This window comes from Agromyces sp. NPDC058110 (assembly GCF_042884735.1).
Taxonomy (GTDB): Bacteria; Actinomycetota; Actinomycetes; order Actinomycetales; family Microbacteriaceae; genus Agromyces.
In genome coordinates, this window is sequence record NZ_JBHVTI010000003.1 from 248533 (window position 1) to 274954 (window position 26422).

The 26422-nt window shown below is 73.3% G+C and carries 24 protein-coding genes and 2 tRNA genes; 20 read left to right on the top strand and 6 right to left on the bottom strand.

The window, feature by feature from the left end; genetic code table 11:
• Positions 1-66 precede the first annotated feature (66 nt).
• Positions 67-738, top strand: a complete 672-nt coding sequence (locus ACFVS8_RS08715) for a DUF4157 domain-containing protein (RefSeq protein ID WP_387060356.1) — start codon at positions 67-69, stop codon at positions 736-738.
• Between the two features lie 101 nt (positions 739-839).
• Here ACFVS8_RS08715 and ACFVS8_RS08720 read toward each other — a convergent pair whose 3' ends face one another.
• Both ACFVS8_RS08720 and ACFVS8_RS08725 read right to left on the bottom strand, forming a co-directional pair.
• The gene (locus tag ACFVS8_RS08720; RefSeq protein WP_387060358.1) at positions 840-1613 is read right to left on the bottom strand and encodes a hypothetical protein; all 774 of its coding nucleotides are present in this window, start codon (positions 1611-1613) and stop codon (positions 840-842) included.
• The gene (locus ACFVS8_RS08725; RefSeq protein WP_387060361.1) at positions 1610-3787 is read right to left on the bottom strand and encodes a hypothetical protein; all 2178 of its coding nucleotides are present in this window, start codon (positions 3785-3787) and stop codon (positions 1610-1612) included. Before ACFVS8_RS08725 ends, ACFVS8_RS08720 begins: the two co-directional genes overlap by 4 nt.
• A 140-nt stretch (positions 3788-3927) precedes the next feature.
• Between ACFVS8_RS08725 and ACFVS8_RS08730 the strand changes: the two genes are divergently transcribed.
• The 13 genes from ACFVS8_RS08730 to ACFVS8_RS08790 all read left to right on the top strand — a co-directional run bounded on the left by ACFVS8_RS08730 (position 3928) and on the right by ACFVS8_RS08790 (position 17818).
• Positions 3928-4770 carry a class II glutamine amidotransferase gene (locus ACFVS8_RS08730; protein ID WP_387060364.1) on the top strand — a complete coding sequence of 281 codons (843 nt, stop codon included), beginning with the start codon at positions 3928-3930 and terminating at the stop codon, positions 4768-4770.
• Between the two features lie 133 nt (positions 4771-4903).
• Complete coding sequence (locus ACFVS8_RS08735) at positions 4904-6481, top strand: phage tail sheath family protein (RefSeq protein ID WP_387060366.1); 1578 nt, start codon at positions 4904-4906, stop codon at positions 6479-6481.
• 45 nt (positions 6482-6526) lie between these two features.
• On the top strand, positions 6527-6973 hold the full coding sequence (locus ACFVS8_RS08740) for a phage tail protein (protein ID WP_387060368.1): 447 nt from the start codon (positions 6527-6529) through the stop codon (positions 6971-6973).
• Between the two features lies 1 nt (position 6974).
• Complete coding sequence (locus ACFVS8_RS08745) at positions 6975-7430, top strand: hypothetical protein (RefSeq protein ID WP_387060370.1); 456 nt, start codon at positions 6975-6977, stop codon at positions 7428-7430.
• Positions 7427-7585 carry a DUF6760 family protein gene (locus ACFVS8_RS08750; protein WP_387060372.1) on the top strand — a complete coding sequence of 53 codons (159 nt, stop codon included), beginning with the start codon at positions 7427-7429 and terminating at the stop codon, positions 7583-7585. Before ACFVS8_RS08745 ends, ACFVS8_RS08750 begins: the two co-directional genes overlap by 4 nt.
• Entirely contained in the window at positions 7585-10347 is a 2763-nt protein-coding gene (locus ACFVS8_RS08755; RefSeq protein WP_387060374.1) for a hypothetical protein, read from the top strand. The genes ACFVS8_RS08750 and ACFVS8_RS08755 overlap by 1 nt, the downstream gene beginning before the upstream one ends.
• 62 nt (positions 10348-10409) lie before the next feature.
• Positions 10410-10847 (top strand): phage tail protein, encoded by a 438-nt coding sequence (locus tag ACFVS8_RS08760; protein WP_387060377.1) that lies wholly within the window; start codon positions 10410-10412, stop codon positions 10845-10847.
• A 9-nt stretch (positions 10848-10856) separates the two neighbouring features.
• Positions 10857-11621: a LysM peptidoglycan-binding domain-containing protein gene (locus ACFVS8_RS08765; RefSeq protein WP_387060380.1), complete on the top strand. Its 765-nt coding sequence runs from the start codon at positions 10857-10859 to the stop codon at positions 11619-11621.
• A complete protein-coding gene (locus ACFVS8_RS08770; RefSeq protein ID WP_387060383.1) occupies positions 11608-13446 on the top strand; it encodes a VgrG-related protein in 1839 nt (612 codons plus the stop codon). Before ACFVS8_RS08765 ends, ACFVS8_RS08770 begins: the two co-directional genes overlap by 14 nt.
• Before the next feature lie 12 nt (positions 13447-13458).
• The gene (locus tag ACFVS8_RS08775; protein WP_387060385.1) at positions 13459-13869 is read left to right on the top strand and encodes a GPW/gp25 family protein; all 411 of its coding nucleotides are present in this window, start codon (positions 13459-13461) and stop codon (positions 13867-13869) included.
• Positions 13866-15815, top strand: coding sequence for a putative baseplate assembly protein (locus tag ACFVS8_RS08780; protein WP_387060388.1), 1950 nt, complete (start codon positions 13866-13868; stop codon positions 15813-15815). Before ACFVS8_RS08775 ends, ACFVS8_RS08780 begins: the two co-directional genes overlap by 4 nt.
• A 1-nt stretch (position 15816) precedes the next feature.
• Entirely contained in the window at positions 15817-16371 is a 555-nt protein-coding gene (locus tag ACFVS8_RS08785; protein WP_387060391.1) for a phage tail protein, read from the top strand.
• Position 16372: 1 nt separating this feature from the next.
• Positions 16373-17818: an NADase-type glycan-binding domain-containing protein gene (locus ACFVS8_RS08790; RefSeq protein WP_387060393.1), complete on the top strand. Its 1446-nt coding sequence runs from the start codon at positions 16373-16375 to the stop codon at positions 17816-17818.
• A gap of 42 nt (positions 17819-17860) precedes the next feature.
• Here the strand turns inward: ACFVS8_RS08790 and ACFVS8_RS08795 are convergent, their stop codons facing one another.
• Positions 17861-20395, bottom strand: coding sequence for a BTAD domain-containing putative transcriptional regulator (locus tag ACFVS8_RS08795; protein ID WP_387060396.1), 2535 nt, complete (start codon positions 20393-20395; stop codon positions 17861-17863).
• A gap of 314 nt (positions 20396-20709) precedes the next feature.
• Between ACFVS8_RS08795 and ACFVS8_RS08800 the strand changes: the two genes are divergently transcribed.
• The 4 genes from ACFVS8_RS08800 to ACFVS8_RS08815 all read left to right on the top strand — a co-directional run bounded on the left by ACFVS8_RS08800 (position 20710) and on the right by ACFVS8_RS08815 (position 23052).
• Positions 20710-20781, top strand: a tRNA-Thr gene (locus ACFVS8_RS08800).
• A 47-nt stretch (positions 20782-20828) separates the two neighbouring features.
• A tRNA-Met gene (locus tag ACFVS8_RS08805) sits at positions 20829-20902 on the top strand.
• 196 nt (positions 20903-21098) lie between these two features.
• Positions 21099-21272: a hypothetical protein gene (locus tag ACFVS8_RS08810; protein ID WP_387060399.1), complete on the top strand. Its 174-nt coding sequence runs from the start codon at positions 21099-21101 to the stop codon at positions 21270-21272.
• A gap of 1 nt (position 21273) precedes the next feature.
• A complete protein-coding gene (locus tag ACFVS8_RS08815; protein WP_387060401.1) occupies positions 21274-23052 on the top strand; it encodes an FAD-dependent oxidoreductase in 1779 nt (592 codons plus the stop codon).
• Between the two features lie 91 nt (positions 23053-23143).
• On the opposite strand, the gene ACFVS8_RS08820 is transcribed toward ACFVS8_RS08815, so the two are convergent.
• From ACFVS8_RS08820 to ACFVS8_RS08830, 3 genes are read right to left on the bottom strand one after another with little or no spacing between them, the layout of a single operon-like run.
• Positions 23144-23929, bottom strand: coding sequence for a DivIVA domain-containing protein (locus ACFVS8_RS08820; RefSeq protein ID WP_387060404.1), 786 nt, complete (start codon positions 23927-23929; stop codon positions 23144-23146).
• The gene (locus ACFVS8_RS08825; RefSeq protein WP_387060406.1) at positions 23926-25119 is read right to left on the bottom strand and encodes a globin domain-containing protein; all 1194 of its coding nucleotides are present in this window, start codon (positions 25117-25119) and stop codon (positions 23926-23928) included. The genes ACFVS8_RS08820 and ACFVS8_RS08825 overlap by 4 nt, the downstream gene beginning before the upstream one ends.
• 4 nt (positions 25120-25123) lie before the next feature.
• Positions 25124-25528 (bottom strand): group 1 truncated hemoglobin, encoded by a 405-nt coding sequence (locus ACFVS8_RS08830; protein ID WP_387060409.1) that lies wholly within the window; start codon positions 25526-25528, stop codon positions 25124-25126.
• Between the two features lie 151 nt (positions 25529-25679).
• On the opposite strand from ACFVS8_RS08830, the gene ACFVS8_RS08835 reads away from it, so the two are divergent.
• Together ACFVS8_RS08835 and ACFVS8_RS08840 are read left to right on the top strand one after the other, a co-directional pair.
• On the top strand, positions 25680-25913 hold the full coding sequence (locus ACFVS8_RS08835; protein WP_387060411.1) for a hypothetical protein: 234 nt from the start codon (positions 25680-25682) through the stop codon (positions 25911-25913).
• A gap of 29 nt (positions 25914-25942) precedes the next feature.
• Positions 25943-26413 (top strand): YdeI/OmpD-associated family protein, encoded by a 471-nt coding sequence (locus ACFVS8_RS08840; protein WP_387060414.1) that lies wholly within the window; start codon positions 25943-25945, stop codon positions 26411-26413.
• The last annotated feature ends 9 nt before the right edge of the window (positions 26414-26422 follow it).

Here is a 26422-nt window from a genome sequence, read left to right on the forward strand (position 1 = left end):
GGCAGAGTTCGCGCCGACCGGCTCCGGCGGCGGTGGAATGGGATCGGGCGACCATGGAGGTGCACCATGCACGCACAAGACTACGACGGCGCGGAGCTCGACCTCGCGCGGAGGACGACGGATGCCGCGCGCGAGGCCGACGCGCGGACGGCGGGGCTCGCCGAGCGGCGCACCGACGTGATCGGGCCGGCCGGCATGCTCCGGCTCCAGCGGGAGGCGGGCAACGGCGCCGTCGCCGAGATGGTCGAGGAGCAGCGCTCGCCCGTGCTCGACGTGGTCGGGTCGTCGGGCTCGCCGCTCGAGCCCGCGGTGCGCACCGACATGGAGTCGCGGCTCGGCGCCGACTTCGGCGACGTGCGGGTGCACACGGATGCCGCGGCCCACGAGTCCGCGAAGTCGGTCGGCGCGAACGCCTACACGGTCGGCAGCAACGTGGTGTTCCAGCGCGACGCCTACGATCCGGGATCGCTCGCCGGGCAGACGACCATCGCGCACGAGCTGACGCACGTCGTGCAGCAGCGATCGGGCCCGGTCGAGGGCACGCCGAGCGGCGGCGGGGTGAGCGTCAGCGACCCGGGCGACCGGTTCGAGCGCGCCGCCTCCGAGAACGCGACGCGCGTCATGAGCGAGCCCGCCCCGGTGCAGCGGCACGCCGAGGGCGAGGAGGAGGAGGCGCCCGTGCAAGGCAGCTTCGTGCAGCGCGAGGAGGCGCCCGAGGAGGAAGAGGAGGCGGGCTGAGCCCCGGCCTTCCACGTCGTCCGGCCCTCCGGGTCGCGCGGTCCTTCGCGTCGCGGGGGGCGCTTCGGTTCACAGACCGAGCAGCTCGCCTCTGCGGCGGGTCAGCCGAGTGCCGTCGCGGGCACGACCTGCGCCGGTGCCCGCAGCACGAACCGCTCCATGGGGCCGCCCGCCCATGGGCCGACGAGCGCCAGCCAGCCCGAGAGGGATGCCGCGGTGATCGCCGTCGCGTCGGCCGCCCCCGCGGCGGCCAGCAGTTCGAGCGGGAACGAGCAGCTCGCGCGACTGCCCGCGGGCAGTTCGGCCGTCGCCCGGATGCCGTCGCGGAACGACCCGTCGCCGTCGACGAGCCCGAGCGACGGCGGCGCGAGCGCGACCGTCCCACCGCCCGTCGAGACCTCGAACCGATCGGCGTCGAGCAGCAGCACGACGGTCTCGGTGCCCGACGTCGCGAGCGTGTATCCGAGCATCGAGCCCATGCCGGGCACGTCGACCAGGTGCGCCTCGAGCTGCACCGCGGCCACCGGCGAGTCCAGCGCGCGCGTGATGAGCGGGTCGACCACGGCGTCGAGTCCGACCTCGACGGCGATCGTGTGCGGCACGTCGCCGGCGTGCCCGTCGAGGTCGAGCGACCAGCCGGTGTCGCCGCCGACGCCCGCCGTCGACGCGTCGAGCGCAGCGGTCGCGGCCGACCACGCGGCATCCGCCTCGGAGCCGGAGCTGTCCGCGCGGAACACGCCGACGGGGTCGCCCGCCGAGCCGGGGCGCCTGAGCACGGCGACCCAGCACGCGGCATCCGCCACAGCGACGGCCAGGTCGTTCTCGGGCCCGCGCACGCGTGCGAGCAGCCGGCGAGGGGCGCCGAGGCTGCTCACGCCGCGCCCATCTCGATGCGGAAGTCGCTCTCACGGCTGCGCTTCAGGCCCGAACCGTTGAACGCGGTCGCGATGTCGGCGAACTGGTCGGCCCGGAAGATGTCGGTGTTGTCGCTCATCATGTTCACCGTGCTGTACGTGACCTCCTGAGCGGGTGCGGCCGTTCCCGGGTTCACGGGGGTGCCGCCGCTCACGATCTGCGAGATCGTCGCACCCGCCTTCGCCAAGGCGAACCTGCCGGCCATCGCGGCGGCGATGCCGGCGATCGCGGGGTCGCGCGGTGCGGTCTGGGCCAGCTTCTCGGCGGGGGTGCCCATGATGCGCGTGACCTCCTCGCCGATCGCGGTCATGAGCGACCCCGTCGACCTCGTGATCACCGGCTGGATCTCCGACGAGAGGAACGCGCGCACGGCATTGGTGCTGGCGGCCGTCGCAGCCGTCTTGGCCGCCGCGTTCAGTCCGGCGACGAACGTGCCGAGCCGCGCGGTCGTCGTGGGAGCCGCCGTACCCGCGAGGATCGGACCGACGCGCGCGATGAACGCACTCGCCAGCGACTGCTTGACGTCGTTGGTCACCGTCGCGACGGACATGCTCGCGGGCGCACCGCCCGCGAGCGCCGCCCAACCGGCGGGCAGCGAGGAGAGGTCGCGCAGGATCGAGCCCGACGCGCGCAACGGCGGCACCCGCCCGGTGCGGGAGGCGCCCGCGACCTGGTCGACGACCGCCGAGAGGTCGCCGGCGGAGGCCGGCCCGCCGGCCCACAGCCCGCTCGCCCCGCCGACCGCCGGGCGCCCGTCGGCCGTGAGTCCGGAACTGCCCTCGATCGTGATGTGCATGCCGAGGTTCGCGCCGACATCGACCACGCCCGTGGCCGCTCCGTCGAGCGACGATATGTACAGACGCCGCAGCATCGACTCGATCGGGGCGGGCGCGAACTCGGCGGCCACCGCGGCAGAGGCGGGGGCGGTCGTGTTCGCGGGGTTCCTCGCCGCGGCCGCGAGCGTGCGCGGCACGTACGGCGCCAGTCGCGCCGCGGTCGGCGGAACCGCGATCTGCAGGGCCGCGACGGTCGACGGATCGGCCATCGCGGCACGCACGCTCGCGCCCAGCGCCGCACGAACCGGTCCCTGCGCCCGCAGGAACTGCTGCGAGATCTCGCCGGCGGCGCCGGCGACCCGCGCGTGCAGCTGCGGCACGAGCGACGCGAGGATCATGCGGCGCACGGCCTCCCGGTCGAGGGCCGCGCCCCGCTGGGCCGACGTCGCCGGGTCCATCTGGTGCATGAGGGCGTGCATCTGCGGGTTCGACTGCGAGTACTCGTCGGAGAGGCCGATCAGGTGCCCGTACTCGTGCGCGTAGATCGCCTCGGCGTTCGCGGCCCCGTACGCCGCCACGTTCATGTAGTAGTTGCCGGCGTCGATGGGGTGCGTGTTGCCACCGGCCGCCTGCGTCTGCGGGAAGAGCCGAACGGTCGGGTACCCCTTGTCCTTGCCGCTGAGGTCCCACACCGGCTCGGCTTTGAACCGCAACGGCAGGCGCACCGGACCGCCCTTGTCGGAGGTGAACAGCCCGGCGATCAGGCCCGGCGCGGCACGCTCGCCGACGAGGACCGCACGGTTGTTCCAGTGCCCGGGCGCGGTCGTGCAGGTCGTCACCGCGAACGCACGTCGGGCGTCACCCGCCGGGATGACCCGCTCGGTGTCGGCCACGATCGTTCCGCCCGGGCCCGGAACCGGCGTTCGTGCCTGGTCGACGAAGCGGATGTGCACGGTCGCGGTCGCCACCTCGGGCGAACCGCCGCGGGTCAGGTCGAGGTTGCGTCCCCTTGCGCTGCCGTAGACGGCCGCGCCCGCCGTGCCGGGGGCGACGGGCGCCTGGCGCTGGTTGAAGAGGGTCTCCTGGCGGGAGGGCACGGTGACGGGCACGCGCTGCACCACGGCGGATGCCGCGTGCCGTCGGTCGTGCGCCGGCCCGGCCGTTCGTGCGGCCGGCGCGGCCCGCTGCCGCTCGACCAGCGCGCTCACGGCCCGGTTGCCGGCCGTGCGCTGCAGGGCGACGAGGTCGACGGCCGGGCCCGCCCACGATGCGCCGCCACGGGAGGCAGGCGCGGCGTGCGCGGTTCGCATGCTCGACGTGCGAACCGGGGCGGCCTGCTTCGCTGCGACCGGGGTCACCCCTCCAGAGTGGCCCTCCGAGCCGCCGATCGGAAGCGGCGATGCCCGATGGGGCACGACCATGTGCCCGTACGCGCGTGCGGGCCTATGATGCCCGCAGAAGGATCTTCCGGCGGCGTGAGCGGCGAAGGGAGCCGAAGATGTGCAGGTGGCTGGCGTACTCGGGCGAGCCGATCCGACCCGCCCTGCTCATCCTCGAGCCGCGTCACTCGCTCGTCGCGCAATCGCTGAACTCGCCGCTCGGCGCGGAGACGGTCAACGGCGACGGGTTCGGGGTCGGCTGGTACCCGTCGACCGGGATCGAGAAGCCCGAGCCCGCCCTCTTCCACAGCATCGAACCGGCCTGGCACGACGAGAACCTGCGCGAACTGACCCGCGCGATCGAGTCGCCGCTGTTCTTCTCGCACGTGCGGGCCGCAGCCGGTCCGCCGATCCAGCAGACGAACTGCCACCCGTTCCGGCACGGGCGCTGGCTCTTCATGCACAACGGGGTGATCGCGCATCACGCGCGCCTGCGTCGGGACCTGATGCTCGCGCTCGATCCGGAGCTGTTCCCGCTGGTGCACGGGTCGACGGATTCCGAGGTGGTCTTCTACCTCGCGATCACCTACGGGCTCCAGGAGGATCCGATCGCGGGCCTCGGCCGGGCCCTCCGCAGGATCGAGGAGATCGGTCGCGCGCACGGCGTGCCGGAGACGGTGCAGGGCACGTTCGCCGTCGCCGACGGCGAGACGCTCTGGGCGTTCCGCTACTCGACGTCGCACCGGTCGCGCACGCTCTACTACTCGGTCGACATCCCCACGTTGCAGGGGATGTACCCCGAGGTCGAACGGCTTCGCCTCTTCGGCGCCGAGGCGCGGGTCGTCGTCTCCGAGCCGCTGAACGACCTCCCCGGCGCGTTCCTCGAGGTGGAGGAGGCGACGGTGCTGACGCTCGACGCGGACGGCTTCCGCGAGGAGGCCTTCCTGCGGGAGCCGGCCTAGCGACGCATCCGCTGCCCGATCGCGCACGCCTCGCTACCCGCACGCCCGTCCCGGCGGACAGCGCCGCCCCGCGGCATCCGTTCGATGCTGAACCCGAGCATGCGAACCGCTGCGAACCGCGAAGGAGCATCCGATGCCCACCTATCTCTCTCCAGGCGTGTACGTGCAGGAGATCGAGGCTGCGACGAGGCCCATCGAGGGCGTCGGAACCGCGGTCGCGGCCTTCGTCGGCATGGCACCGAAAGGCCCCGAGAACACCCCGACGCTCGTGTCGAACTGGACCCAGTTCGTCGACACCTTCGGCGGGCTGTATCCGGGCGCGTATCTCGCGTACTCGGTGTACGGGTACTTCCTGAACGGCGGCGGCAACTGCTACGTCGTGCGCATCGGCACGGCCCCGGCCGGTGGCGGCGGCGGCAAGGGCGGAGGCAAGCGCGGTGAGCCGAAGTCGCTCGCCTCGGGGCCGCAGACCGCCGCGATCGGCAACTACGTCTTCACGGCGAAGAACGCCTCGCCGAACGCCAAGCCCATCACGGTGGAGATCGCCGACCCGGGCGGCGAGGAGCCCGAGGAGGGCGCCTTCAAGGTCGTCATCACGGTCGACGGGCGCTCGCCGGAGACGTACGAGCAGGTCTCGCCGAAGCCCGACAGCGCCGCCTACGTGGTCACGAAGGTGACGGCCGACTCCAAGCTCGTGACCGTCGAGGAACGCGACCCGGCCTCGGCCGGCGTCACGCCGCGCACCGGCACGTTCGAACTCGCCGTGCCGGAGCCCGAGGAGCAGCCGATCGTGCTCGACGGCATCTCGGCGGCGAACTACATCGGCAGCCCCGCCGACCGCACGGGCTTCGGCGGCCTCGAGGAGATCGAGGAGGTCACCATGGTGGCCGTTCCCGACCTCATGGCCGCCTACGAGCAGGGCGCGGTCACGCTCGAGGTCGTGAAGGCCGTGCAGCTCGCGGTCATCGCGCACTGCGAGCTCATGGGCGACCGCATGGCGATCCTCGACCCGCCGCCGGCCCTCTCGGCGCAGGAGGTGCGCGAGTGGCGTCGAACGGGCGCGGGCTACGACTCGAAGTTCGCGACGCTCTACTACCCGTGGATCAAGGTGCTCGACCCCGTGACCTCGACGAACCGGTTCATGCCGCCGTCCGGCCACATGGCCGGGGTGTGGGCGCGCAACGACGCCGAGCGCGGCGTGCACAAGGCGCCCGCGAACGAGGTCGTGCGCGGTGCGGTCGAGCTCGCGACGCAGCTGACCCGCACCGAGCAGGAGCTACTGAACCCGATCGGCGTGAACGCCATCCGGGCGTTCCCGGGCCGTGGGCTCCGCATCTGGGGGGCGCGCACCCTGTCGAGCGATCCGGCCTGGCGGTACGTCAACATCCGTCGCCTCTTCAACTACCTCGAGAAGTCGATCCTCGGGGCGACCCAGTTCGCGGTGTTCGAGCCGAACGACGAGGCGCTGTGGGGCAAGCTCCGGCGCTCGATCTCGGCGTTCCTCGTGAACGAGTGGCGCAAGGGGGCGCTCTTCGGAGCGACCGCCGACCAGGCGTTCTTCGTCAAGTGCGACGAGGAGACCAACCCGGCCGAGGTCATCGACGCCGGCCAGGTCGTCTGCCAGATCGGCGTGGCGCCCGTGAAGCCCGCGGAGTTCGTGATCTTCGAGCTCTCGCAGTTCTCGGGCGGCACGAGCCTCGTCAACGAGTAGTCCCGACCCGCACGCATCGACCACCTCACCGAATAGGAGCACATCATGGGACTCGCAGATGCGATGGACTCGTCACCGGCCTACGCCTTCAAGGTCACCATCGACGGCATCGAGGTGCCGAAGGTCACCGAGGTGTCGGGCCTGAAGAACGAGGTCGACAAGATCGAGCTGAAGCAGCAGCTCGCCGACGGCAAGTACGTCGTCCGCCAGCTCATGGGCCGCCCGAAGGCGGGCGAGTTCACGGTCACGCGCGGCCTCACCGACTCGAAGACGATCACCGACTGGCTGACCAAGGTCATGACGGGCGACGTCGCGGGCTCGCGCAAGACCGCGGCGGTCGAGCTGCTCGACTACGCGGGCGCCTCGCTCAAGAAGTACGAGTTCACCAACTGCTGGGTGCGCAGCGTCGAGGTCAACTCGCTGAAGGCGGGCGCGACCGAGCAGGCCACCGAGAAGTTCACGGTCTGCTACGACGAGTCGAAGGTGGTGTGACGTGCAGCGCGTCATCGCGACCCGCCCGACCGAGGTGGCGGATGCCGCGGGGGCGACGGGTTCGCCCTCCGCGGCCGACGACGGGGTGATGCGCACCGAGTTCGCCTTCGAACTGCCACGGGGATTCGTCGGACAGGACGGCACCGTGCACCGGCGCGGGGTCATGCGCCTCGCGACGGCCCGTGACGAGCTGCTGCCGCTCTACGACGCCCGCGTGCAGGAGAACCCGGCGTACACGACCGTGGTGCTGCTCGGCAGGGTGATCACGTCGCTCGGGTCGCTCGGATCGATCGACGCGTCGATCGTCGAGAACATGTTCGCCTCGGACGTCGCGTTCCTGCAGGACTTCTACCGCCGGGTCAACGCCGAGGGGCACACGCGCATCGCCGTGACGTGCCCGGAGTGCGCGCACCGGTTCACGGCCGACCTCGCGGGCGGTCGCCTGGGGGAATCATGACGTACTCGACCGACCGCATCCATGAGGAGGTCGCGTACGTCGCCTATCACTTCCACTGGTCGCTCGACGAGATCCTCGACATGGAGCACGCGGAGCGTCTGCGCTACGTGCGCGAGATCGCGGCGATCAACACCAGGCTCGCAGAGGAGCGGTGATGAGGTGGCCGTGGCAGCGCGTCGCGGCGGATGACGGGGATCGGGCGCAGCGAGCCGACCCGGCGACGGGCGGCGCCGCGCAGCAGGATGTCGCGCCCCGAGCCGTCGCGCCCCGAGCCGTCGCGCCGCCGGAGCACTCGCCCGCCGGGTGGGCGTTCCTGCCGCCCCTGCAGCGCGAGATCGCGCAGGCGCCGCCGGCGACGCTGCGAGCTGGGTGGATCGAGGCGCTGCCCACGCGGGCCGTGCCGAGCCGCGTCGCGGGGCTCACGCACGTGGTCGACTCGTCGGCGCCGTCGGGCACCGTGGCCGTCGCGCCGGACGAGCTCGGCGAACCCGTGCAGCGCGCCGTCGTCGCCGACCTCACGCTGCGGCCCCCGCGCACGGCGGCCGAGTCGGCGCGCGAGCGGGCTACGGCCGTGCAGCGCCTGGCGGTCGCGGGCGCACCTGCCGGTCAGGGCGGGCGGATGCCGGTGGCGGGCGACGCACCGAATGCCTCAGCGGTCGACGGCGGGCCGGGTCCGAGCTGGTCGGAGGCCGCACCTCCGATCGAGGTTCCGCTCGTCGATGCTCCGCTCGTCGAGGCGCCGGCGGCCGTGACGCCGCTCGGGGGTGAGGGCTCGGGGGAGACCCCGCCCGCGCACGACCTGCACGAGCCGGGCGCGGCCGAGGAGCCCCCCGCGCACCCCGTCGCGCCCGACCTGGTGCTGCCGAGCGTGCAGCGCAGCGTCGCGGCGTCGACGGATCGGGCCGGCGGTTCCGTGGGGGCAGCCGAGGAGCGGGCTGCCGATGGGATCGTGCTTCCGGATGCCGCGACGGGAGTGATCGGGACGACCGGCGCCGCGACATCCGACCAGCTCGTGGCCTCGACCGAGCCGACTCTCATCGAGACGCCGACCATCGGAGAGCCGGCGGCCGAACGCGACCAGGGCCGGTTCGGGCTCGCCCCGCCGCTGCCGAGCGCTCGCGCCTCTGCCATTCCGCCCGGTTCGGCGGTGCAGCGCTCGACCCCGTCTGAGGACCACGGGTCGATGGGCGTTCCCGCGTCGCCGCAGCGGCGGTTCGGACTGGGGGCCCCGCTGCCGCGCGGAGTCGAGCCGACGCCGGTGCAGCGCTCGCACGCGGACTCCGGCACCGGCCGCGAAGGCGGGCCGGCGGGCCGCGGCACGGCGGACGACGCCCCGCCGCGATCGTCGATGCCCTCGAAGCCGCTGCAGCGCGAGGCGGTCGCGGCGCCCGAGTCGGCGGCCGCGTCGCGCCCCGCTCCGCCGGAGCCCGCAGGAGAGCCGGGTGCCGACCGCGCAGACGGCTCCGCGGGCGACCTCGCCGGGGAACGGTCGGTCGGCCTCGGCCTCGGCGGCGGGGGAGTCGGCGGCGCGCTCGCCGATGGGTTCGGTGCAGGCGACCGATCGCCGGTCGACTGGGTCGCGCCCGTGGACCTGACGCTGCAGCGCACGGGCCCGGAGCCCGCAGGCCTCGACGGCGCCTCGCACGGGGGCGCGGCTGCTTCCGCCCTGACCGCCGTCGACGGCACCGGGCTGGAGGCGACCGCCTCAGCAGCAGCCCCGGCAGCGGCAGCTCCGACAGAGGCCGCCCCGACAGGGGCCGACCCGACGGACGCCCGCTCGGCCTCGACCGACCCGACGTCGGCCCCGCCGCACGTGCCGGAGCCTCAGATCGTGCCGCTCATCGCCCAGCGGGCGCTCGACAGCTCGTTCGACCGGGTCGACGCTCCGGTCGGCGGGGTTCGCCCGCGGGCCGTGCCCGCGACCGCGGTCGTGGTGCAGCCGCAGTTCGACGGTCGCGGCGGGTCGGGGGCGCAGCCCGCTCCGACCACGATCGGCGCGAGGGCGGCGGTGGCATCGTCGACGGCGTCGGTGCAGCGGGAGCGCGCGAGCAGCGGAGCCCCGGCACGGCTCGGCGCCGGAGCGTCGCCAGCTGCGCATTCCGATCCGGGAGCGCACCTCGCCCCACCGGCCCTCGGCACGGTCGTGCAGCGCGAGGGCGAATCCGACGGCGGCGCAGCGTCGACCGCCTCGGGCGGGGTGTTCGCCTGGTTCCGTCGGCAGTTCGGCGGGTCGACGCCCGCGGCCCCGACGCCCGAGCAGGCCGGACGCGCGCTCGCCGAGGTCGCGGGCGAAGACCCGGTGGCCGCCGCTCAGGGCGCCGTGCAGGGCGCCGAGGCTGCGGGCCGGGGCGCCGCGGACGCGGTGATGCCCGACGGCGCGGTGCCGGGGCTTCCGCTCGCGGGCGCCGGGCTTCAGGGTCTCGGCCAAGGGCTCGGCCAGGGCCTCGGCATCGGCTCCGCGGCGCAGGCGATGTCGCAGGCCGCTTCGGTGATCGCCCCACCCGCGCCTCCGGCGCTGCCGCAACTGCCGGTCGCCGCGAACCCGCTGCGCGGTGCGCAGGAGGCGATGCAGGGGGCGGGCCTCGGCGGCCTGCCGATGGGCGCGGGCGCGATGCTGCAGGGGGTCGGCGCGCCGGCATCCGTCGTCGACGCCGTCTCGTCCGCGGGCGGCGCGAGCGACGACGGGGGAGCCTCGAACGGCGGCTCCGCACCCGGCGGAGCGGGAGCCTCGGGCGGAGCGGGAGCCGCGGCAGCCGCGGGAGTGGCGGGAGCGGGCGGTGCCGCGGGCGCCGTCGACACCTCGCCTGCCGGCATCGAGACGCTGGCCGCCAGGCTGTACGGCCCGCTCGCGCGCCGGCTCAAGGCCGAGTTGCTGCTCGATCGGGAACGCCGCGGCATCCGGATCGATGGAATCTGAGACCACGACGGCAGGGCCGGCTGCCGCACGAGACATGGACGCATGAAGGGAAGGGGATCGGCATGATCGACGTCATCGAAGACGCGAAAGTCGCCGTCGGCGTCAGCTACCTCGTGACGATCGACGGCGAGTCGCTCGGCGCGTTCGCGAGCTGCGACGGGCTCGGAGTCGAGGTCGTGCTCGAATCGCGCGAGGAGGGCGGCAACAACAGCTTCGTCTGGCAGCTGCCGACGAGGCTCAAGTTCTCGAACGTGAAGCTGTCGCGGCCCGTCGGCAAGGGCACCTCGCAGCCGATTCTCGCGTGGATCGCCAAGGCGCCGTCGCTCGAGCCCAGCAACGCCGAGATCCAGGCGCAGAACGCGTACGGCGAGAAGATCGCGACCTGGCACCTGCAGCGCGTGGTGCCCGTGCGCTGGACAGGCCCGTCGCTCACCGCCGACCAGCCGAAGGTGCTCACCGAGACCCTCGAGCTGGCCCACCACGGCCTCGACGCGGAGTGAGGTGCCCCGATGCCCGTCACCAAGACCGACACCACGAGCGCGAGCCTCACGCACGCCGAGCTCGAACTGCTCGAACCCGGCAAGACGCCGGGGGTGCCGGGCGCGCCGATCGGGGCGATCCAGTTCCAGATGAACCCCAAGGAGCTGACGATGGCGAAGTCGGCGAGCTGGAAGACCGAGAAGCAGAAGAAGGCGTCGTCGGCGCCGCCCGCGACCTATCAGGGCCCCGAGGCGCAGAAGCTGTCGGTCGAGATGTTCTTCGACGACACGGCCGGCGGCAGCGGCGACAGCGTCGTGCAGCGGGTCGAGAAGCTCTTCCAGGCCTGCGCGCCGACGAAGGACTCCAAGCGCAGCGACAAGCCGTCGGCCCCGTGGGTGCGGTTCAAGTGGGGCGTGCTGTCGGGGTTCGTCGGGTACATCAAGTCGGTCTCGGCGAAGTACACGCTGTTCTCGCCGACCGGCACCCCGTTGCGGGCGGTTTGCACGGTCGCGCTCGAGGAGATCGCCGAGGAGCCGGGCAAGCAGAACCCCACCTCGGGCGGACTGCGCCCGCGACGCGTGCACACGATCCGCGAGGGCGACACACTCGCCGCGATCGCCTACCGCGAGTACGGGAGCGCCGCGATGTGGCGCGTGCTCGCCGAGGTCAACGGCATCGACGACCCCATGCGCCTCGCGCCGGGCCGACCCGTGTTCCTCCCGTCGGCCGACGAGCTCTCGCAGCCCGCCTCGGTCGACGTCGCTCGCCGGGAGGTCGCGCATGCCGGCCGTTGACACGTTCACGAGCCTGCTGCTCGTCTCCGTCGGCGGGCGTCCGCTGCCGGCGACGGTGTCGAGCCTGCTCGTCGAGGGGCGGGTGACGGATGCCGCGAACCTGCCCGATTCGTTCGAGCTCGAGTTCATCGACGCGGGCGGCACCGTGCTCGTCGACGGGGGGTTCGAGATCGGCGTGGCCGTCGTGCTCACCGTCTCGGAGAACGGGTCGCAGGGGCCGCAGCGCCTGCTCGACGGCGAGGTGACGGCGATCGATCGCGAGGATGTCGCGGGGTCGTTGCGCACGCGCGTGCGCGGGTTCGACCGGTCGCACCGCCTCTCGCGGGGCCGACGGGTCGCCGCGTTCGTCGACATGACCGTGGCCGACATCGTGCGCAAGGTCGCGATGGGCGCCGGTGTGCGGGTCTCCCGCATCGAGGTGCCGGTGAGCTCGGTCATGAAGCACGTCACGCAGGACAACGTGAGCGACTGGGTCTTCCTGAAGCGGCTCGCGGATGCCTCGGGCTGCACGTTCTCGGTGACCGAGCAGGGGCTCGTCTTCACGCCGCGCACCCTCGCGAACGAGGCGCCCGCGGGCGCCGAGTCGGCACGCGACGACCCCGTCGTGATCGAGCACGGCATGAACACGATCCGGCTCACCTCGACCGTGACGGCCGCGAGCCAGGTCTCGGGTGTCGAGGTGCGCGGGTGGGACCCGAAGCAGAAGAAGGCCGTGATCTCGAAGGCGAAGCCCGAGACGCGGTCGGTGGACCTCGGGTCGTTGAAGCCGGAGAAGGTGGCGAAGGCCTTCTCCTCGCCCGAGTACCTCAGCCCCACGGGCGACGGCGTTCCGAACACGCAGGACGTGCGGGCGAAGGCGGTCGCCGACCGCATCGCGGGCGGGTTCGCCGAGGTCGAGGCGCGCGTGCTCGGCAACTCGCACCTGCACTCGGGCACCGCCGTCTCGCTCAAGGGGTACGGCGCGCCATTCGACGGCCGGTACACCGTCTCGGAGGCCGTGCACGAGTTCTCGGCGGAGGCCGGCTACACGACCACGGTCGTCGTGAGCAATGCGTCGGACCGGTCGCTGCTCGGCCTCGCGAGCGGCGGAACGCTCGGTGGCGCCTCGACCGGTGACCCGGCATCGCGCATGCCCGGCGTCGTGTCGGCTCTCGTGAGCGACATCGACGACCCCGAGAACGCGGGCCGGGTGAAGCTCGCCTTCCCGTTCCTCTCCGACGACTACGTCAGCGGCTGGGCGCGCACGGTGCAGTTCGGCGCGGGCGACAAGCGCGGCGCGGTCTTCATGCCGGAGGTGGGCGACGAAGTGCTCGTCGCCTTCGAGGGCGGCAGGTTCGACCGGCCCTACGTGATCGGCAGCCTCTACAACGGACGCGACGAGCCGAAGACGGGATGGGGCGAGTCGGTCAAGGGCGGCAAGGTCGAGCGGCGCTCGTTCACCTCGCGCACCGGCATGGAGGTCGTGTTCGTCGAGCAGTCCGGCACCGAGACGCTCACCGTCTCGACGACCGACGGCAAGCAGCGCATCACCCTCACCCAGACCGGGCAGAAGGGCATCGAGATCATCTCCGAAGGCCCCGTCACGGTCACGGCGAAGGCCGATGCGACGGTCAAGGCCGACCAGGGCAAGTTGGCGATGTCGGGCCAGAGCGTGCAGATCAAGGCCACGGGCGAGCTCTCGATCGAGGGTGCGACGCTCGCGCTCAAAGGCACGCAGTCGGCCGAGGTCAAGGCCGCCATGCTCACGCTCAAGGCCGACGCGACCGCCGAGCTGTCGGCATCCGGCATCACGACGGTCAAGGGATCGATGGTCAAGATCAACTGAGAGGTGGGGCGGATGTCTCGAGAGTTCGTCGGGCACGGCTGGGCGTTCCCTGTGCACGCCGATGCGACGGGTCGCATCGCGCTCACGTCGGACGAGCGCGAGATCGAGGAGAGCATCCGGCTGATCCTCGCGACCGCCCCGGGCGAGCGCCCCATGCGCCCGGAGTTCGGGTGCGCGGTGCACGACTACGTGTTCGCGCCGGCCGATGCCTCGACCGCGGGCGCCATGGGCGTCGCGGTGCGCGCCGCCCTGCGCTTCTGGGAGCCCCGCATCGAGCTCGGCGAGGTGACGGTCTCGCTCGAGCACGCGCACGAGGGCGTCATGTACATCGACGTCGGCTACACGATCCTCGGAACCAACGACCCGAGGAACCTCGTCTTCCCGTTCTACGTGATCCCGCAGGAGCAAGGAGCGCCGTCATGAACCTGCCAGCACCGAACCTCGACGACCGACGCTTCCAGGACCTCGTCGACGACGCGAAGCGGCTCGTCGCGCTGCGCTGCCCGGAGTGGACCGACCACAACGTGTCGGATCCCGGCGTCACGCTCATCGAGGCCTTCGCGTTCATGACCGACGAGCTGCTCTATCGGCTGAACCGCGTGCCCGACCGGCTCTACCTCGCCTACCTCGACCTGCTCGGCGTCAAGCTCTTCCCGCCGGCCAACGCGAGCGTCGACCTCGTGTTCTGGCTCTCGGCGCCGCGCGAGGAGACCGTCGTCGTTCCGGCCCGGTCGGAGGCCGGCACGCCGCGCACCGAGACGAGCGAGGCGATCGTGTTCACCACCGTCGATGAGCGGGAGATCCCTCCCCGCACGCTGGTGCGCATCGGCAGCCAGCCCGCCGGCGGCGACCCGTGGGTGCGCGACACGAACCTGCAGGGCGAGGAGCTCGACGCGTTCCAGAAGGCGCCGGTCATCGGCGACGCGCTGCTGTTCGGGCTCGACGAGCCCGCGCCCGGGCTGGCGATCGCCCTGCACCTCGACTGCGCGGTGCGCGGCGTCGGCGTCGACCCGCTCGATCCGCCCATCGTGTGGGAGGCATGGTGCGGTTCGGAGTGGCGCGCCTGCGATGTCGTGCGGGATGTCACGGGCGGCCTCAACCGCCGGGGCGACGTGGTGCTCGTGGTACCGGCGGGGCACGTCGCATCCGTCGTCGCGGGGGAGCGGGCCGGATGGATCCGCACGCGGCTCGAGGAGCGGGATGCTGACGTGCCCACCTACAGCGCCTCGCCGCTCGTGCGGTCGGCCGCGGCCGACACGGTCGGGGCGGTCGCGCACGCGATCCACGCGAGCACGGTCGACGACGAGATCCTCGGGCTCAGCGAGGGCGTGCCAGGGCAGGAGTTCGCGCTCGCCGTGAGCCCGGTCGTCGACGACGGCGCCCCGTTCGTCGTCGAGGTCGGCACGGGCTCCGAATGGGCGGAGTGGGCCGAGGTCGAGGAGTTCGCCGACCAGGATGCCGACGCCAGGGTCGTGCGGGTCGACCGCACGCGTGGCGTGGTCACCTTCGCACCGGCGGTGCGCGAAGACGACGGACGGCTGCGGCACTACGGCGCCGTGCCGCCCAAGGGCGCGCCGATCCGCGTGCCGCGCTACCGCGTCGGCGGCGGTGCGCGCGGCAACGTCGCGCCGGGCGCGGTGTCGGTGCTGCGCTCGACGGTGCCGTTCGTGAACCGCGTCGAGAACCGACGCGCGGCGCACGACGGCGTCGACGGGGAGACCGTCGACGAGGCCAAGGCCCGCGGACCCCTCACGCTGCGCACGCTCGACCGGGCGGTCACGCTCGAGGACTACGAGCAGCTCGCGAAGCGCGTCGCCCCGTCGATCGCGCGCGTCAAGGCGGTCGCCGCGACGGGCAGGGGCTCGGAGCAGGGCGTGCGCCTCCTCGTGGTGCCCGCGGCCGCCCGCGCCGCCGACGGGCGCGTCGAGTTCGCCGACCTGATCCCCTCCGAGGAGGTGCTCGCGCTGCTGGCAGACGACCTCGACCACCGTCGAACGGTCGGCGCGAGGCTCGCGATCGAGCCGCCCCTCTACCAGGGCATCACGATCGTCGCCAAGCTCATCGCGAAGCCCCGCGTGGCGACCGAACGCCTGCGCGACGACGCGGTCGCCGCGCTCTACGGCTACTTCGACGCGGCGGGCGGCGGCGCCGACGGCGGCGGGTGGCCGTTCGGGCGGCCGGTGCTCGCCGGCGAGGTGTACGCCGTGCTGCAGTCGCTGCCGGGCACGGAGCTCGTCGACGAGGTGCTGCTGTTCGGCGCGGACCCGGTCACCGGCAAGCGCGGCGATCCGGTGCAGCGCATCGACCTCGAGCCCGACGCGCTCGTCTTCGGGTTCGAGCATCGCGTTCGCGTGACGGCGGGGGTGTGACGTGCGCGGCCTGGTGCCCCGGCTGGAGAACCCGTCGCCCTACGTCACGCGGCTGCCCGCGGTGCTGCAGGAGGACGAGTTCCTGCAGCGCTGGCTGACGGCGTTCGACGCGTCGATCGCCCCCGTCATCTCGGTGCTCGACAACCTCGACGCCTACGTGCGACCCGGTACGACGCCCGTCGACTTCCTCGACTGGCTCGCGACGTGGGTCGACGTCGAGCTCGACGAGGAGTGGTCGGTCGACCAGCGACGCCGGGTCGTCGCCGACGCCGCGGGCCTGCACCGGCGGGCCGGCCGGTTCGACGGCGTGCTCGAGACCGTGCAACTGATCGCCGGACCGGATGCCTCGGTCGAGGTCGCCGAGAGCGGGGGCACCTCGTGGTCGGCAACCGCCCACGGCCCGCTGCCCGGATCGCCCGACGGCGCCGTGCGCATCACGGTCGCGGTGCCGCGGCTCGGCGACCGCGCCGAGGTGCTGCGCCGTCGGCTCGACCGGGCGGCACGACGGGTCGTTCCCGCCCACATCCGCACCGAGATCGAGATCACGGAGGCGTGACATGGCCGACGGCATCGTGTGCGACGAGTGCGGCGCGCAGAACGAGGCGGGCGACGACTTCTGCGGGCAGTGCGGGGCGTACCTCGCCTGGGAGCGGCCGGCGTCGACGGATGCCGCGGCGTCGGCGCCGTTCGAGCCGGAGCCCGGGCCGGAGCCGGAGCCCGTGCCGGAACCGGAGCCCGTGCCCGAGCCCGAGGCGGAACCGGAGCCGGAACCGGAACCCGAGCCTGTACTGGAACCGGTCCCGGAGCCGGAGCCCGTGCCTGAGCCGGTGCCGCAGCCCGAACCCGAACCCGAACCCGAACCCGAGCCTGTGCTGGAACCGGAACCGGTACCCGAGCCAGAGCCAGAGCCGGAGTCGGTCCCGGAGCCGGAACCCGAGCCAGAACCGGTCCCGGAGCCCGAGCCGGTCACCCGCCGCTCCCGGCGCGAGGCGAGGCACCAGCGGGCGGCGGAACCCGAGCTCGCGGCGAACACATCGGCGTCGGCGACGACCACGGCAGCGGCGGCCGCCGTGCCTGCTGCGGTCGCCGCGGCATCCGTTCCTCCTCCCTCGATCTCGACGTCTGCCGTCGTCGCCCCTGAGGCGACGGTGCCGCAGCCCACGGCCCCCAAGCCCGCAGCTTCGAAACCCACGGTCCCGCAGGCGATGGCCCCGACGAACGCCCCGGCAGCTCGCAAGCCGACCGCGGTGCCGGCGCGCCCGGTCAAGCGCGCGCCCGGCCCGCTCGACGCGCCGAAGCCGGGCGACCTCGTCTGCCCGAAGTGCGGTGCCGGCAACACGCCCGGCCGGCACTTCTGCCGGCGATGCGCCGCACCCCTGGAGGTCGAGCCCGACCGATCGCTGCCCGCGTCGCGGCAGGCCGCAGCGGGCACGCGGCCGAAGCGTCGCCGCCGGTTCCGGATCGGGTGGCTGGTCACGCTGGTCGTCATCGCGGCCGCGCTCTGGGCCGGGTGGATCTTCCGCGGTGCGATCAGCGGGTTCGTCGCCTCGGCGGCCGACCGGGTCATCGACTCGAGCGCGCGCAACCCGTCGGGCCTCACGGCGTCGAGCTCGGCTGAGGGCCGCACCCCCGAGCTCGCGCACGACGGCTTCTCGGACCTCTCGTGGGCGCCGGCGCCGACGGGCCCGGCGGTCGGCGAGTGGCTCGACGCGACGTTCGACACCCCGTTCCGGCTCGTGGCCGTGCAGGTCTCGCCGGGCGCCTCGGTCGAGCAGGCCGACTTCCTCGCGCAGGCGCGGCCGTCGTCGATGCTCGTCACGACCACGGACTCGTCGGGCGCGACCCACGACCTGCGCATCAAGCTCGCCGACGAACCCGGTCCGCAGCGATTCGAGGTCGGCGTCGACGGCGTCGTGGCGGTGCGGTTCACGATCGAGGGCGCATACGGGGCCTCGCCCGACACGCACGTCGCGGTCGCCGAGGTCGAGTTCACCGGCAGGTGACGGATGCCGCGGGCGGCCGTTCCCGGCGCCCGCCGCCCGCGTTCACTCCGCGCCGAGCGCCTCGCGCATCGAGCGGTACCCCTCCTCGGCGCGGCGCGCGGCGATGACGTCGCCCGCGCGATCGTGCATCGCGACGAGCGTGCGCCAGGAGTCGTCCAGCCACGGATCGATCTCGACCGCTCGCCTGGCCATGGCGACGGCGGCGTGCTGGTCGCCGAAGTGCGAGTGCAGGTGCGCGAGCGAGGAGGCGGCCTCGCCCGCGCGGTGCCGGTAGCGCTCGCGCGCGCCGACCGCCCACTCGGCGGGTCCGTCCTCGGGGAGCACGTCGCCTCGGTACAGCTCGAGCGCGGCGACGAGGCGATCCCGCGCGATGCCCGGGTCGCGCCGGGCCTTGGCGATCGCCGCCTCGCTGAGGTGCTCGTCGAAGCCCGCCAGGTCGCAGTCGCGGCTCTCGGCGATGCCGAGCCGGTACGCCTCGCCGACGCGTTCGACGATGCCGCCCTGCCGCCCCGATGCGGGCAGCATGCGGCGGAGGCTCGAGACGCTCACGTGCAGCGCGTGCAGCGCCGACTCGCTGCCGAGATCGGTCCAGAGCAGGTCGGCGATGAGCTCCCGGTGCAACGGTGCGCCGGCGTTGAGCGCGAGCATGCGCAGCAGCATGCGCGCCTGCGGGCGCACGAGCCTGAGGTCCGCCTCGACGCCGTCGAGCTGCAGCCGGAACCCGCCGAAGCACCCCACCGCGACGCGCACCCCCTGCCGGTCGGTGGTCTCGATGCGCGGCCGCGGCTGCCTGGGCAGGGCCGACGGGAGCCTGGGCAGCCCGGTCTCGATCGCGATCCGGCGTGCGATCGCGGCGTGCGCGGCCGCGGCAGCCGGGTCGCTCGTGCGCACGGCGACCGCTGCCTCGAGCAGCGCCCGCGGTCCCGGCATCCGCTCGGTGATCGTCGCGGCGTCGACCGACGCGATGAGCTCCGACGCCCTGGGGCTGCCCGTGACCGCGGCCCCGACGGCGGCCATGGCGCGGCACCAGACCGCGGCCTCCGTGTACCCGAACCGCTCGCACCGCCCGGCGAACTCGATCGTGCGGTCGACCTCGAAGATGCCCCGGCGAAAGCGGTGCAGCACGTCGATCGCACTCACGGCGCACGATCCGACGTCGTCGCCGCGCGCCTCGAACTGGTCGACGACCTGGCTCACGGTGCCCCGTTCGCGTACGGTCGTGAGCGCGGCGATCGCGCCGCGCGCGAGGCGGGCGAGGCCCCCGAGCCCGTGGTCGACGCACTGGCGCTCGAGCGCGAGCAACCCGTCGAGCGTCTCGGCGGGACCGGCGGTCGTCGCCCGCACCACGAGCAGCAGGAGGCGGGCCTTGCAGCGGTCGGACGCGGCCTCGGCGGAACGGGCCGCGCGGCGGAGGATCGGCACCGAGCCCGCGAGGTCGCCGCGACCGATGCGCATGCCCGCCTCGGCCAGCAGGGGGCGACGCGGCGTCGGTCCGGCGGCGCGGCGGTCTGCGGATGCCGGGCCGGCGCCGTCGGCGGCCACGATGCCGTCCGTGCCGCCCACGTCGGTCGGGACGAGTCGATCGTCGCTCGCGGCCCTGGCGAGAGCGGCGGCGATGCCGGTGGACCGGCGCGCGAGGCGCGTCGGCGGCCGCTCGACCCAGAGCGCCGCACCCAGCCGCGCATCGGCGTCGTCCCGGAGCAGGTCGTCGAGCTCGCCCCACTCGCGTCCGGCCGCGAGCGCATCGGCGGCCTCCGTGGTGGCCCCCTCGTGGAGCAGCAGGTCGGTCGCGGCCCGCACGGCGCGCGAGCGCGTGCGGGGGGCCATGCGGTGCAGCAGGTGCCGGCGCAGCATCGGGGGCAGGGCCTTGCGGCCGCCGTCGTGGCGCGTGTGCATCACGACGCCCGCATCCAATGCGGCGAGCAGCGCGGAAGCCTCCTCATGACCGAGCAGGCCCGCGATCCGCGCCAGGTCGAGCTGCGGCAGCGGGCTCGACGCCGTCAGCGCGTCGAGGAGCGGCGGCGGCAGCTCGGCGAGCACCTCCTCGATCCAACCGGCGGCCACGTCGCCCTCGACCGCGTCGCTCAGCCACGCGTCGAGCTCCTCGTCGGTCTCCGCCTCGGCCGAGATCGCGAGCTCGTGCACGAGCCGTGCCCACCCGCCCGTCTCGCGGCGAACTCGCGAGCCGATCTCCGGGTCGATGCGCCGCCGGCAGACCGACCGGAACACGGCGGCGACCTCCGGCAGCCGCAGAGCCAGCGACGATGCCGGAACGACGCAGTCCCGGTCGATCGAGAACGACGGCGGCCGTCGCGACACGACGATCAGTCGGTCCAGGGCGGATGCCGCGACGAACTCCTCGAGCACGACCTCGGCGGCCGTGCCGATGACGTGCTGCGCGTCGTCGACGGCGAGGGTGCCGCTCGAACCCGCCGCGGCCTCGTGCAGTGCCCGACGTGCGACATCCGGATCGCTCCAGTCGCGCGCCGCCTCGACGAGCGACCCGTCGGCCTCGACGACGAGCCGGTGCGCCAGCGTCGACTTGCCGCTGCCGGGCGCCCCGATCACGTAGGTCACGTCGTGCGAACCCGGCGCACCGCCGGGCACGCCCGCAGACGGTGGATCCGATTCCGCCGGGCCGGGCGCCGGACCGGAATCGCGCACAGGCGCAGTCATCGAGAACACCGTCACCCCCAATTGACGGACCGCTCGGGAATGCGTCGAGGCTACCCCGCGCCCAAGGCTTCCGGAATCGGTGGTGCCACTGATCGGGACGACCGGAATGTCCCCAGTTCGGGGGTGCTCGGGTGCCCGGGATCTCCTCGGGCGACCGTGGTTCGGAACATGGCCCGGGAGGTGATATCCTCTTCAGGTTGCCGATTACGGCACACGCCCCGATAGCTCAGTGGTAGAGCACTTCCATGGTAAGGAAGGGGTCGTCAGTTCAATCCTGACTCGGGGCTCGGTTTTCTTCGGTTCGGCTTCACGGCGGGGCCGGTGAAGCCTTCCCGGCGGGGTAGCTCAGGTGGTTAGAGCACACGGCTCATAATCGTGGTGTCGCGGGTTCGAGTCCCGCCCTCGCTACAACAGGCCCGGACTTCACAGAAGTCGCGGGCCTTTTGCGTTTCCAGGCGGCCTGCGCCCCGCGCCCCGCAGGTCCACTCGTTCAGATCGAGCTGGACCGATCCGTTCCCAGCGCCTCGCCAGATACCCCCTGGGTATTCTGGAACGTCGGTCCGAGACGATCGAACCGGCATCTCGAGAAGGAGCGAACCCGAGCATGTGCAGCGCCATCACCTGTCGAACCTGCGGCAAGACGACCTGGACCGGATGCGGCCAGCACGTCGAGGAGGCCCTGCGCGGCGTCCCGCAGGCCGACCGTTGCACCGGCCACGACTCCGGCACGGATGCAGGGGCGAAGCCCGGCCTGTTCGCGCGGATCCTCGGGCACTGACGTGAGCCTCGACTCCTCGCGGCCCGACCACGCCGCACGCCCTCGCCGCACCGTCATCGTCGGCGGTGTCGCCGGAGGCATGTCCGCCGCCACCCGCCTCCGGCGCCTCGACGCCGAACGCGAGATCGTCGTGCTCGAACGCAGCGGCGCCGTGTCGTACGCGAACTGCGGCCTGCCCTACCACCTGGGCGGGGCGATCCCCGAGCGGGGCTCGCTCGAACTGCAGACGCCCGACGGGCTGCGGAACCGCTTCGGCCTCGACGTGCGCGTGCAGACCGAGGCGGTCGCGATCGACTCCGTCGCGCAGACCGTCGAGGCCCGAGACCTGCGCACGGGTCGCGTCGAGCAGATCGCCTACGACGAGCTCGTGCTCGCACCCGGGGCGCGGCCGCGGCGGCCCGAGCGCCTCGCAGCCGGCGCCGAGGTCGAGACGCTCCGCACGCTCGACGACCTCGACCGCATCGCGGATGCGGTGGACGCCCTCGACCCCGGCGCTCCCGTGGTCGTGATCGGCGCGGGCCACCTCGGCATCGAGATCGCCGACAACCTGCACCGCCGCGGACTCGCGGTCGCCCTCGTGCAGCGCGGCACGCACCTGTTGCCCGCACTCGACGCCGAGATGACCGCCCCGCTCGCCGACCACCTGCTCGGGCTGGGCATCGACGTGCGCGTCGGCGCGGGCATCGCGGAGGTCGGTGCGCGCGAGGTGCGTCTCACGAGCGGCGTCCGCCTGCCGGCCGCGCTCACGATCGCCGCGATGGGGGTCGAACCCGAGACGGCGCTCGCCCGCACGGCCGGGATCGAGGTCGGTCCGGCCGGCGGCATCGTCGTCGACGGACTGCACCGCACCGGCATCCCGAACATCTTCGCGATCGGCGACGCGGCCGAGAAGGTCGACGCGATCGATCTCGCCTCGCGCCCGGTCGCGCTCGCGGGTCTCGCCAACCGTCATGGGCGGCACGTCGCCGACGTCATCGCCGGCGGCGACTCGACCCCGGCGAGCCCGGCGCTCGGCACCTCGATCGTCGACGTCGCCGGGGTGACTGCCGCATCCGTCGGGTGGAACGAGGCGAGGGCACGCTCGAAGGGGCGCTCCGTGCGCGTGCTGCACTCGCATCCGCTCTCGCACGCCGGCTACTACCCGGGCGCCCGGCCGATGTCGCTGAAGCTCGTCGTCGATGCGGTCGACGACCGCATCCTCGGCGCGCAGGCCGTCGGCACCGAGGGCGTCGCCCGCCGCATCGACGTCATCGCGGTCGCCATGAGCGCCGGGCTCCGGGCATCGGCGCTCGCCGACCTCGAGCTCGCCTACGCGCCGCAGTACGGCAGCGCCAAGGACCCGGTCAACCAGCTCGGCTACCTCGCCCGCAACCGGGCCTCGGGAGGCGACCGCACGATCCAGTGGCACGAACTCGACGAGGCGGTCTCCGACGGCGCCATGCTCCTCGACGTGCGCGCGGAGGCCCAGCTCGACGAGGGGCTCATCCCCGGCGCGACCTGGATCCCCGTCGAGGAGCTGCGATCGCGTCAGGCCGAGTTCGCCGGGCGCCCGATCGTCGTGCACTGCCGGGTCGGCCAGGGTGCCCACACCGCGGCGCGTCTGCTCGCGGAACTCGGTCACGACGTGCGCAACCTCGACGGCGGGTACCTGACCTGGCGCGACGGCATGCGCTCGCGCGAGCTTGCGACCGCCTCCAAGGCGGCCGCTGAGCCCGCGGCCGACAGTGGGGCCGACGAGGCCGACAGCGTGCACGACCTCGACGAGCGGAGTGCGGCATGAGCGTCGACGAGCTCTTCCTCCGCCTCAGCTGACGGAGGTCGAGCCCGACGTGGGCGGGAGCGGGCGAATCGCGCGCTCCCGCCCACGTGCGTCACGGACTGACGTACGTCTGCCGCTGGATCGTCGGCTGCGGCGGCACGGCTGGCAGCCAGTTCGGCTCCTCGTCGGGGAACTCGTCGTCGGGGAGCTCGTGCGGCGAGGGCGTCGTCGGCTCGGCCGTCGGCGTGGTCGCCGCCGCTTCAGCGCCGTCGTGCATCGGCAGCGAGCCGAGCCGGTCGACCTGCTCGGTCAGCGCGTCGAGCACCGAACGCAGCTGGATCTGCGCGACCTGCGCGTAGGTGCGCACGTACTCGATCTCGGGCATGGACGGCAGGGCGATGCTGCCCGTCGCCGTGGTCGGCTCGGCGGCCGAGGCGGAGGCCGCGGCCGCTGATGCCGCAGCAGCAGCGTCGGCGTTGCGCTCCTGCGTCTCGCGGTACTGCGTGCGTGCGGTGAGCACGAGGTCGCGCGCGTACGCCTCGGCGTCGGCGACCGCCTTGTCGGCGATCATCTGCGCCTGCGAGAGCAGGCCCACCGCGCCGAGCGCGACCTCGTTCTCGAGGTCGGCGTTGTCGGTGCTCCTGAGCTTCGCGTTCTCGGCGCGCAGCTCGGCGAGCTCCCGGCGATCCTCATCGAGGGCCTCGCGGACCTCGAGCACGGTCTGCGCCAGGTCTGCGAGGAACGCGTCGACCTCGGCTCGGTCGTAGCCGCCGATCGGCCGCGTCGCGAAGCTCACGCCGCCCGGCTCGGGCAGTCGGAAGACGGCCGCCACCAGGCCGCCCTCGGGTGCGGGCGGCAGGGGGATGGGCGCGTCGTCCTCGTCGTCCCACATGGTCATCGGGCACTTCCCATCGGTTGTTCGGCGAGTGCCGACGGTTGCGGGTCTCGGTCTCCGGCTGCCTGCTCGAGATCGGCGAACCGTTCGAAGCGGATGTCGGAGGCGGGCACGCCGAGGCCGCGGAGCGCGGCGGAGGCGTGGCGCACCATCGCCGGCGAGCCGCACACGATCGCGAGGGACCCGGGGGGGACCCCGACCTCGGTGACCGCGTCGCTCACCAGGCCGGTGCGGCCGGGATAGCTGGGATCGTCGGAGACGACGGGCGTGTAGTCGAACCAGGGCCGACTGGTGAGGCTCTGCAGCAGACGGCGCTCGTACAGATTCCAGGGAACCCGCGCGCCGTGGAACAGGTGCACGCGGGGTGCGGCACCGGTCGCCTGCCACTGCAGGTCGATGCGCTCCAGGTGCGCACGGAGCGGCGCCAGCCCGGTGCCGCCGGCCACCATCACGAGGTCGCGGCCGCGATCGGCCTCGTCGAGCGTCAGCTCCTGGCCGACGGCGGCGCCCAGGCGCAGCACGTCGCCGACCTTCAGGCGACGCACGAAGGCGCTCGACACCTGCCCGCCGGGCACGAGCTGCACGTGGAACTCGATCGTGCCGTCGGCGCGCGGCGCGTTCGCGGGGCTGAGGTAGCGCCACATCCGCGGGGTGTACGGCGTCTCGACCGCGAACGACTGCCCCGGCTCGAACACGAGCTCGGGCTCGGGTCGCACGTGCACGACCGCGATGTCCATGCTGCGGCGCTCGACGCCGATGACGTGGCCCTCCCAGGCGGGCGGACTGCTGAGCTCCGACTCCTCGGCGGCCTGCACCATCGCGGTCGCGATGACGCCGTAGGCGGCGGCCCAGTCAGCCGCGAGCTCGGCGGTCCAGAGCTCGCCGAGGAAGTGCTTCAGTGTGGTGAGCAGCGAGAGCCCGACCGCGTCGTAGTGCTCGGCGATGACCTCGAACCGGCGGTGGTCGCGGCCGAGCTGCTGGATGAACGCGGTCACCTCGTCGAGCTGGTCGACGTTCGACACGATGCGCCCGAGCGCGCCGACCAGCCGGTCGCGCTGGGTGGCCATCGCGACCGGGAACATCGCCCGCAACTCGGGGTGGGTGTAGAAGAGGTGCGAGTAGAAGAACAGCGGCACCTCGTCGCCGAGCGTCTCCGCCAGCGACCAGGTGTGCTTCAGTGCAGCGGTGTCCACGCCGTCAGGCTTGCGTCGAAGAGCCCTCGACGATGTCGGGCTGCGTCGCCGCGACCGCGCTCACCGTGCGGTCGATGATCTCGGACGGCACGCCGGCCTCGGTCAGCGCGGCGATCAGGTGGCCCGCGACCGCGCCGAACTGTTCGGCCGTGATGCCCATGCCCGCGTGCGCGGCGCGCAGCTCGCGGCCCTCGTACGCGACCGGGCCGCCCATGACCTGCGACACGAGCGCGACCTGGTGGCGCTTGAGCCTGGCCATCTCGATGCCCTCGAAGTGGCTCGCGAGCAGGTCGTCGCCCAGCACGAGCTCGTAGAAGCGGTTGACGACGGTCGTGACGGCCGGGGCGCCGCCGACGGCCGCGTAGTCGCTCTGGGCCGCCGGTTCGGTCTGCAGGTCGAGGGAGGTCATGTCGGGTGTCCATTCAGTAGGGGGGTTTGGGACTCCCCTTTCCTAGCAGACGGCAATCGTTCAGATCAAAGCTTTTCCACGATGTCGCCAAGGGGCCTGTGGGCCTTCGCGGGGTCGTGGTCGCGATCGTGGTCGCGACTAGGCTGGCGGGGTGGAACCCGGCATGATCTTCGCCCTCGCGTGGGCGGTGCTCGCGCTCGTCGCGGGCGTCGCGCTCATCGCGAGGCGGCGCTGGCTCGCCGAGACCATCACGGCCGAACGCCAGTCGGCCGTGTCCCGCGCCGGGGCGCGCGGCCCGAGCGCGAGGGTCTTCCTGATCGTCGGCCTCGTCTTCGTCGCGATGGGCCTGTTCATCATCGTGTGGTGGGCGTCGGCGACGCTCTGACCCTCCGATCGCATTCCCGGGAGGCAGTCGTGGTGCAGTTCCGTTCGGTCGTCGAGCCGCAGCAGAAGATGCACGGGCTCGAGGTGCCCGAGGCAGCGGTCGAGGCGCTGGGCGGCGGCAAGCGCCCCCGGGTGACCGTCACGGTGAACGGCCACTCGTGGGAGACCCGCATCGCGATCATGCTCGGACGCAACCTCATCGGGCTGAGCAACTCCAACCGCGACGCCGGTCGGCTGGTCGTCGGCGAAGCGGTCGACGTGCGGCTCGACCTCGCGGCGGAGCCGGTCGATGCCGACGTGCCCGACGACGTCGCCTCGGCGCTCGACGCCGACCCGGCCGTGCGCGCACGGTTCGACGCGAAGACGGTGAGCCAGCGCCGCCAGTTCATCCGGGTCGTCGACCAGGCGAAGACCGAGGCCACGCGCGAGCGGCGCATCGCGAAGCTCGTCGAGGAGTTCGGGGGCGAGTCGGGCGGCGAGCCCCAGCCTGCGGAGGGGTAGGCGCAGGCG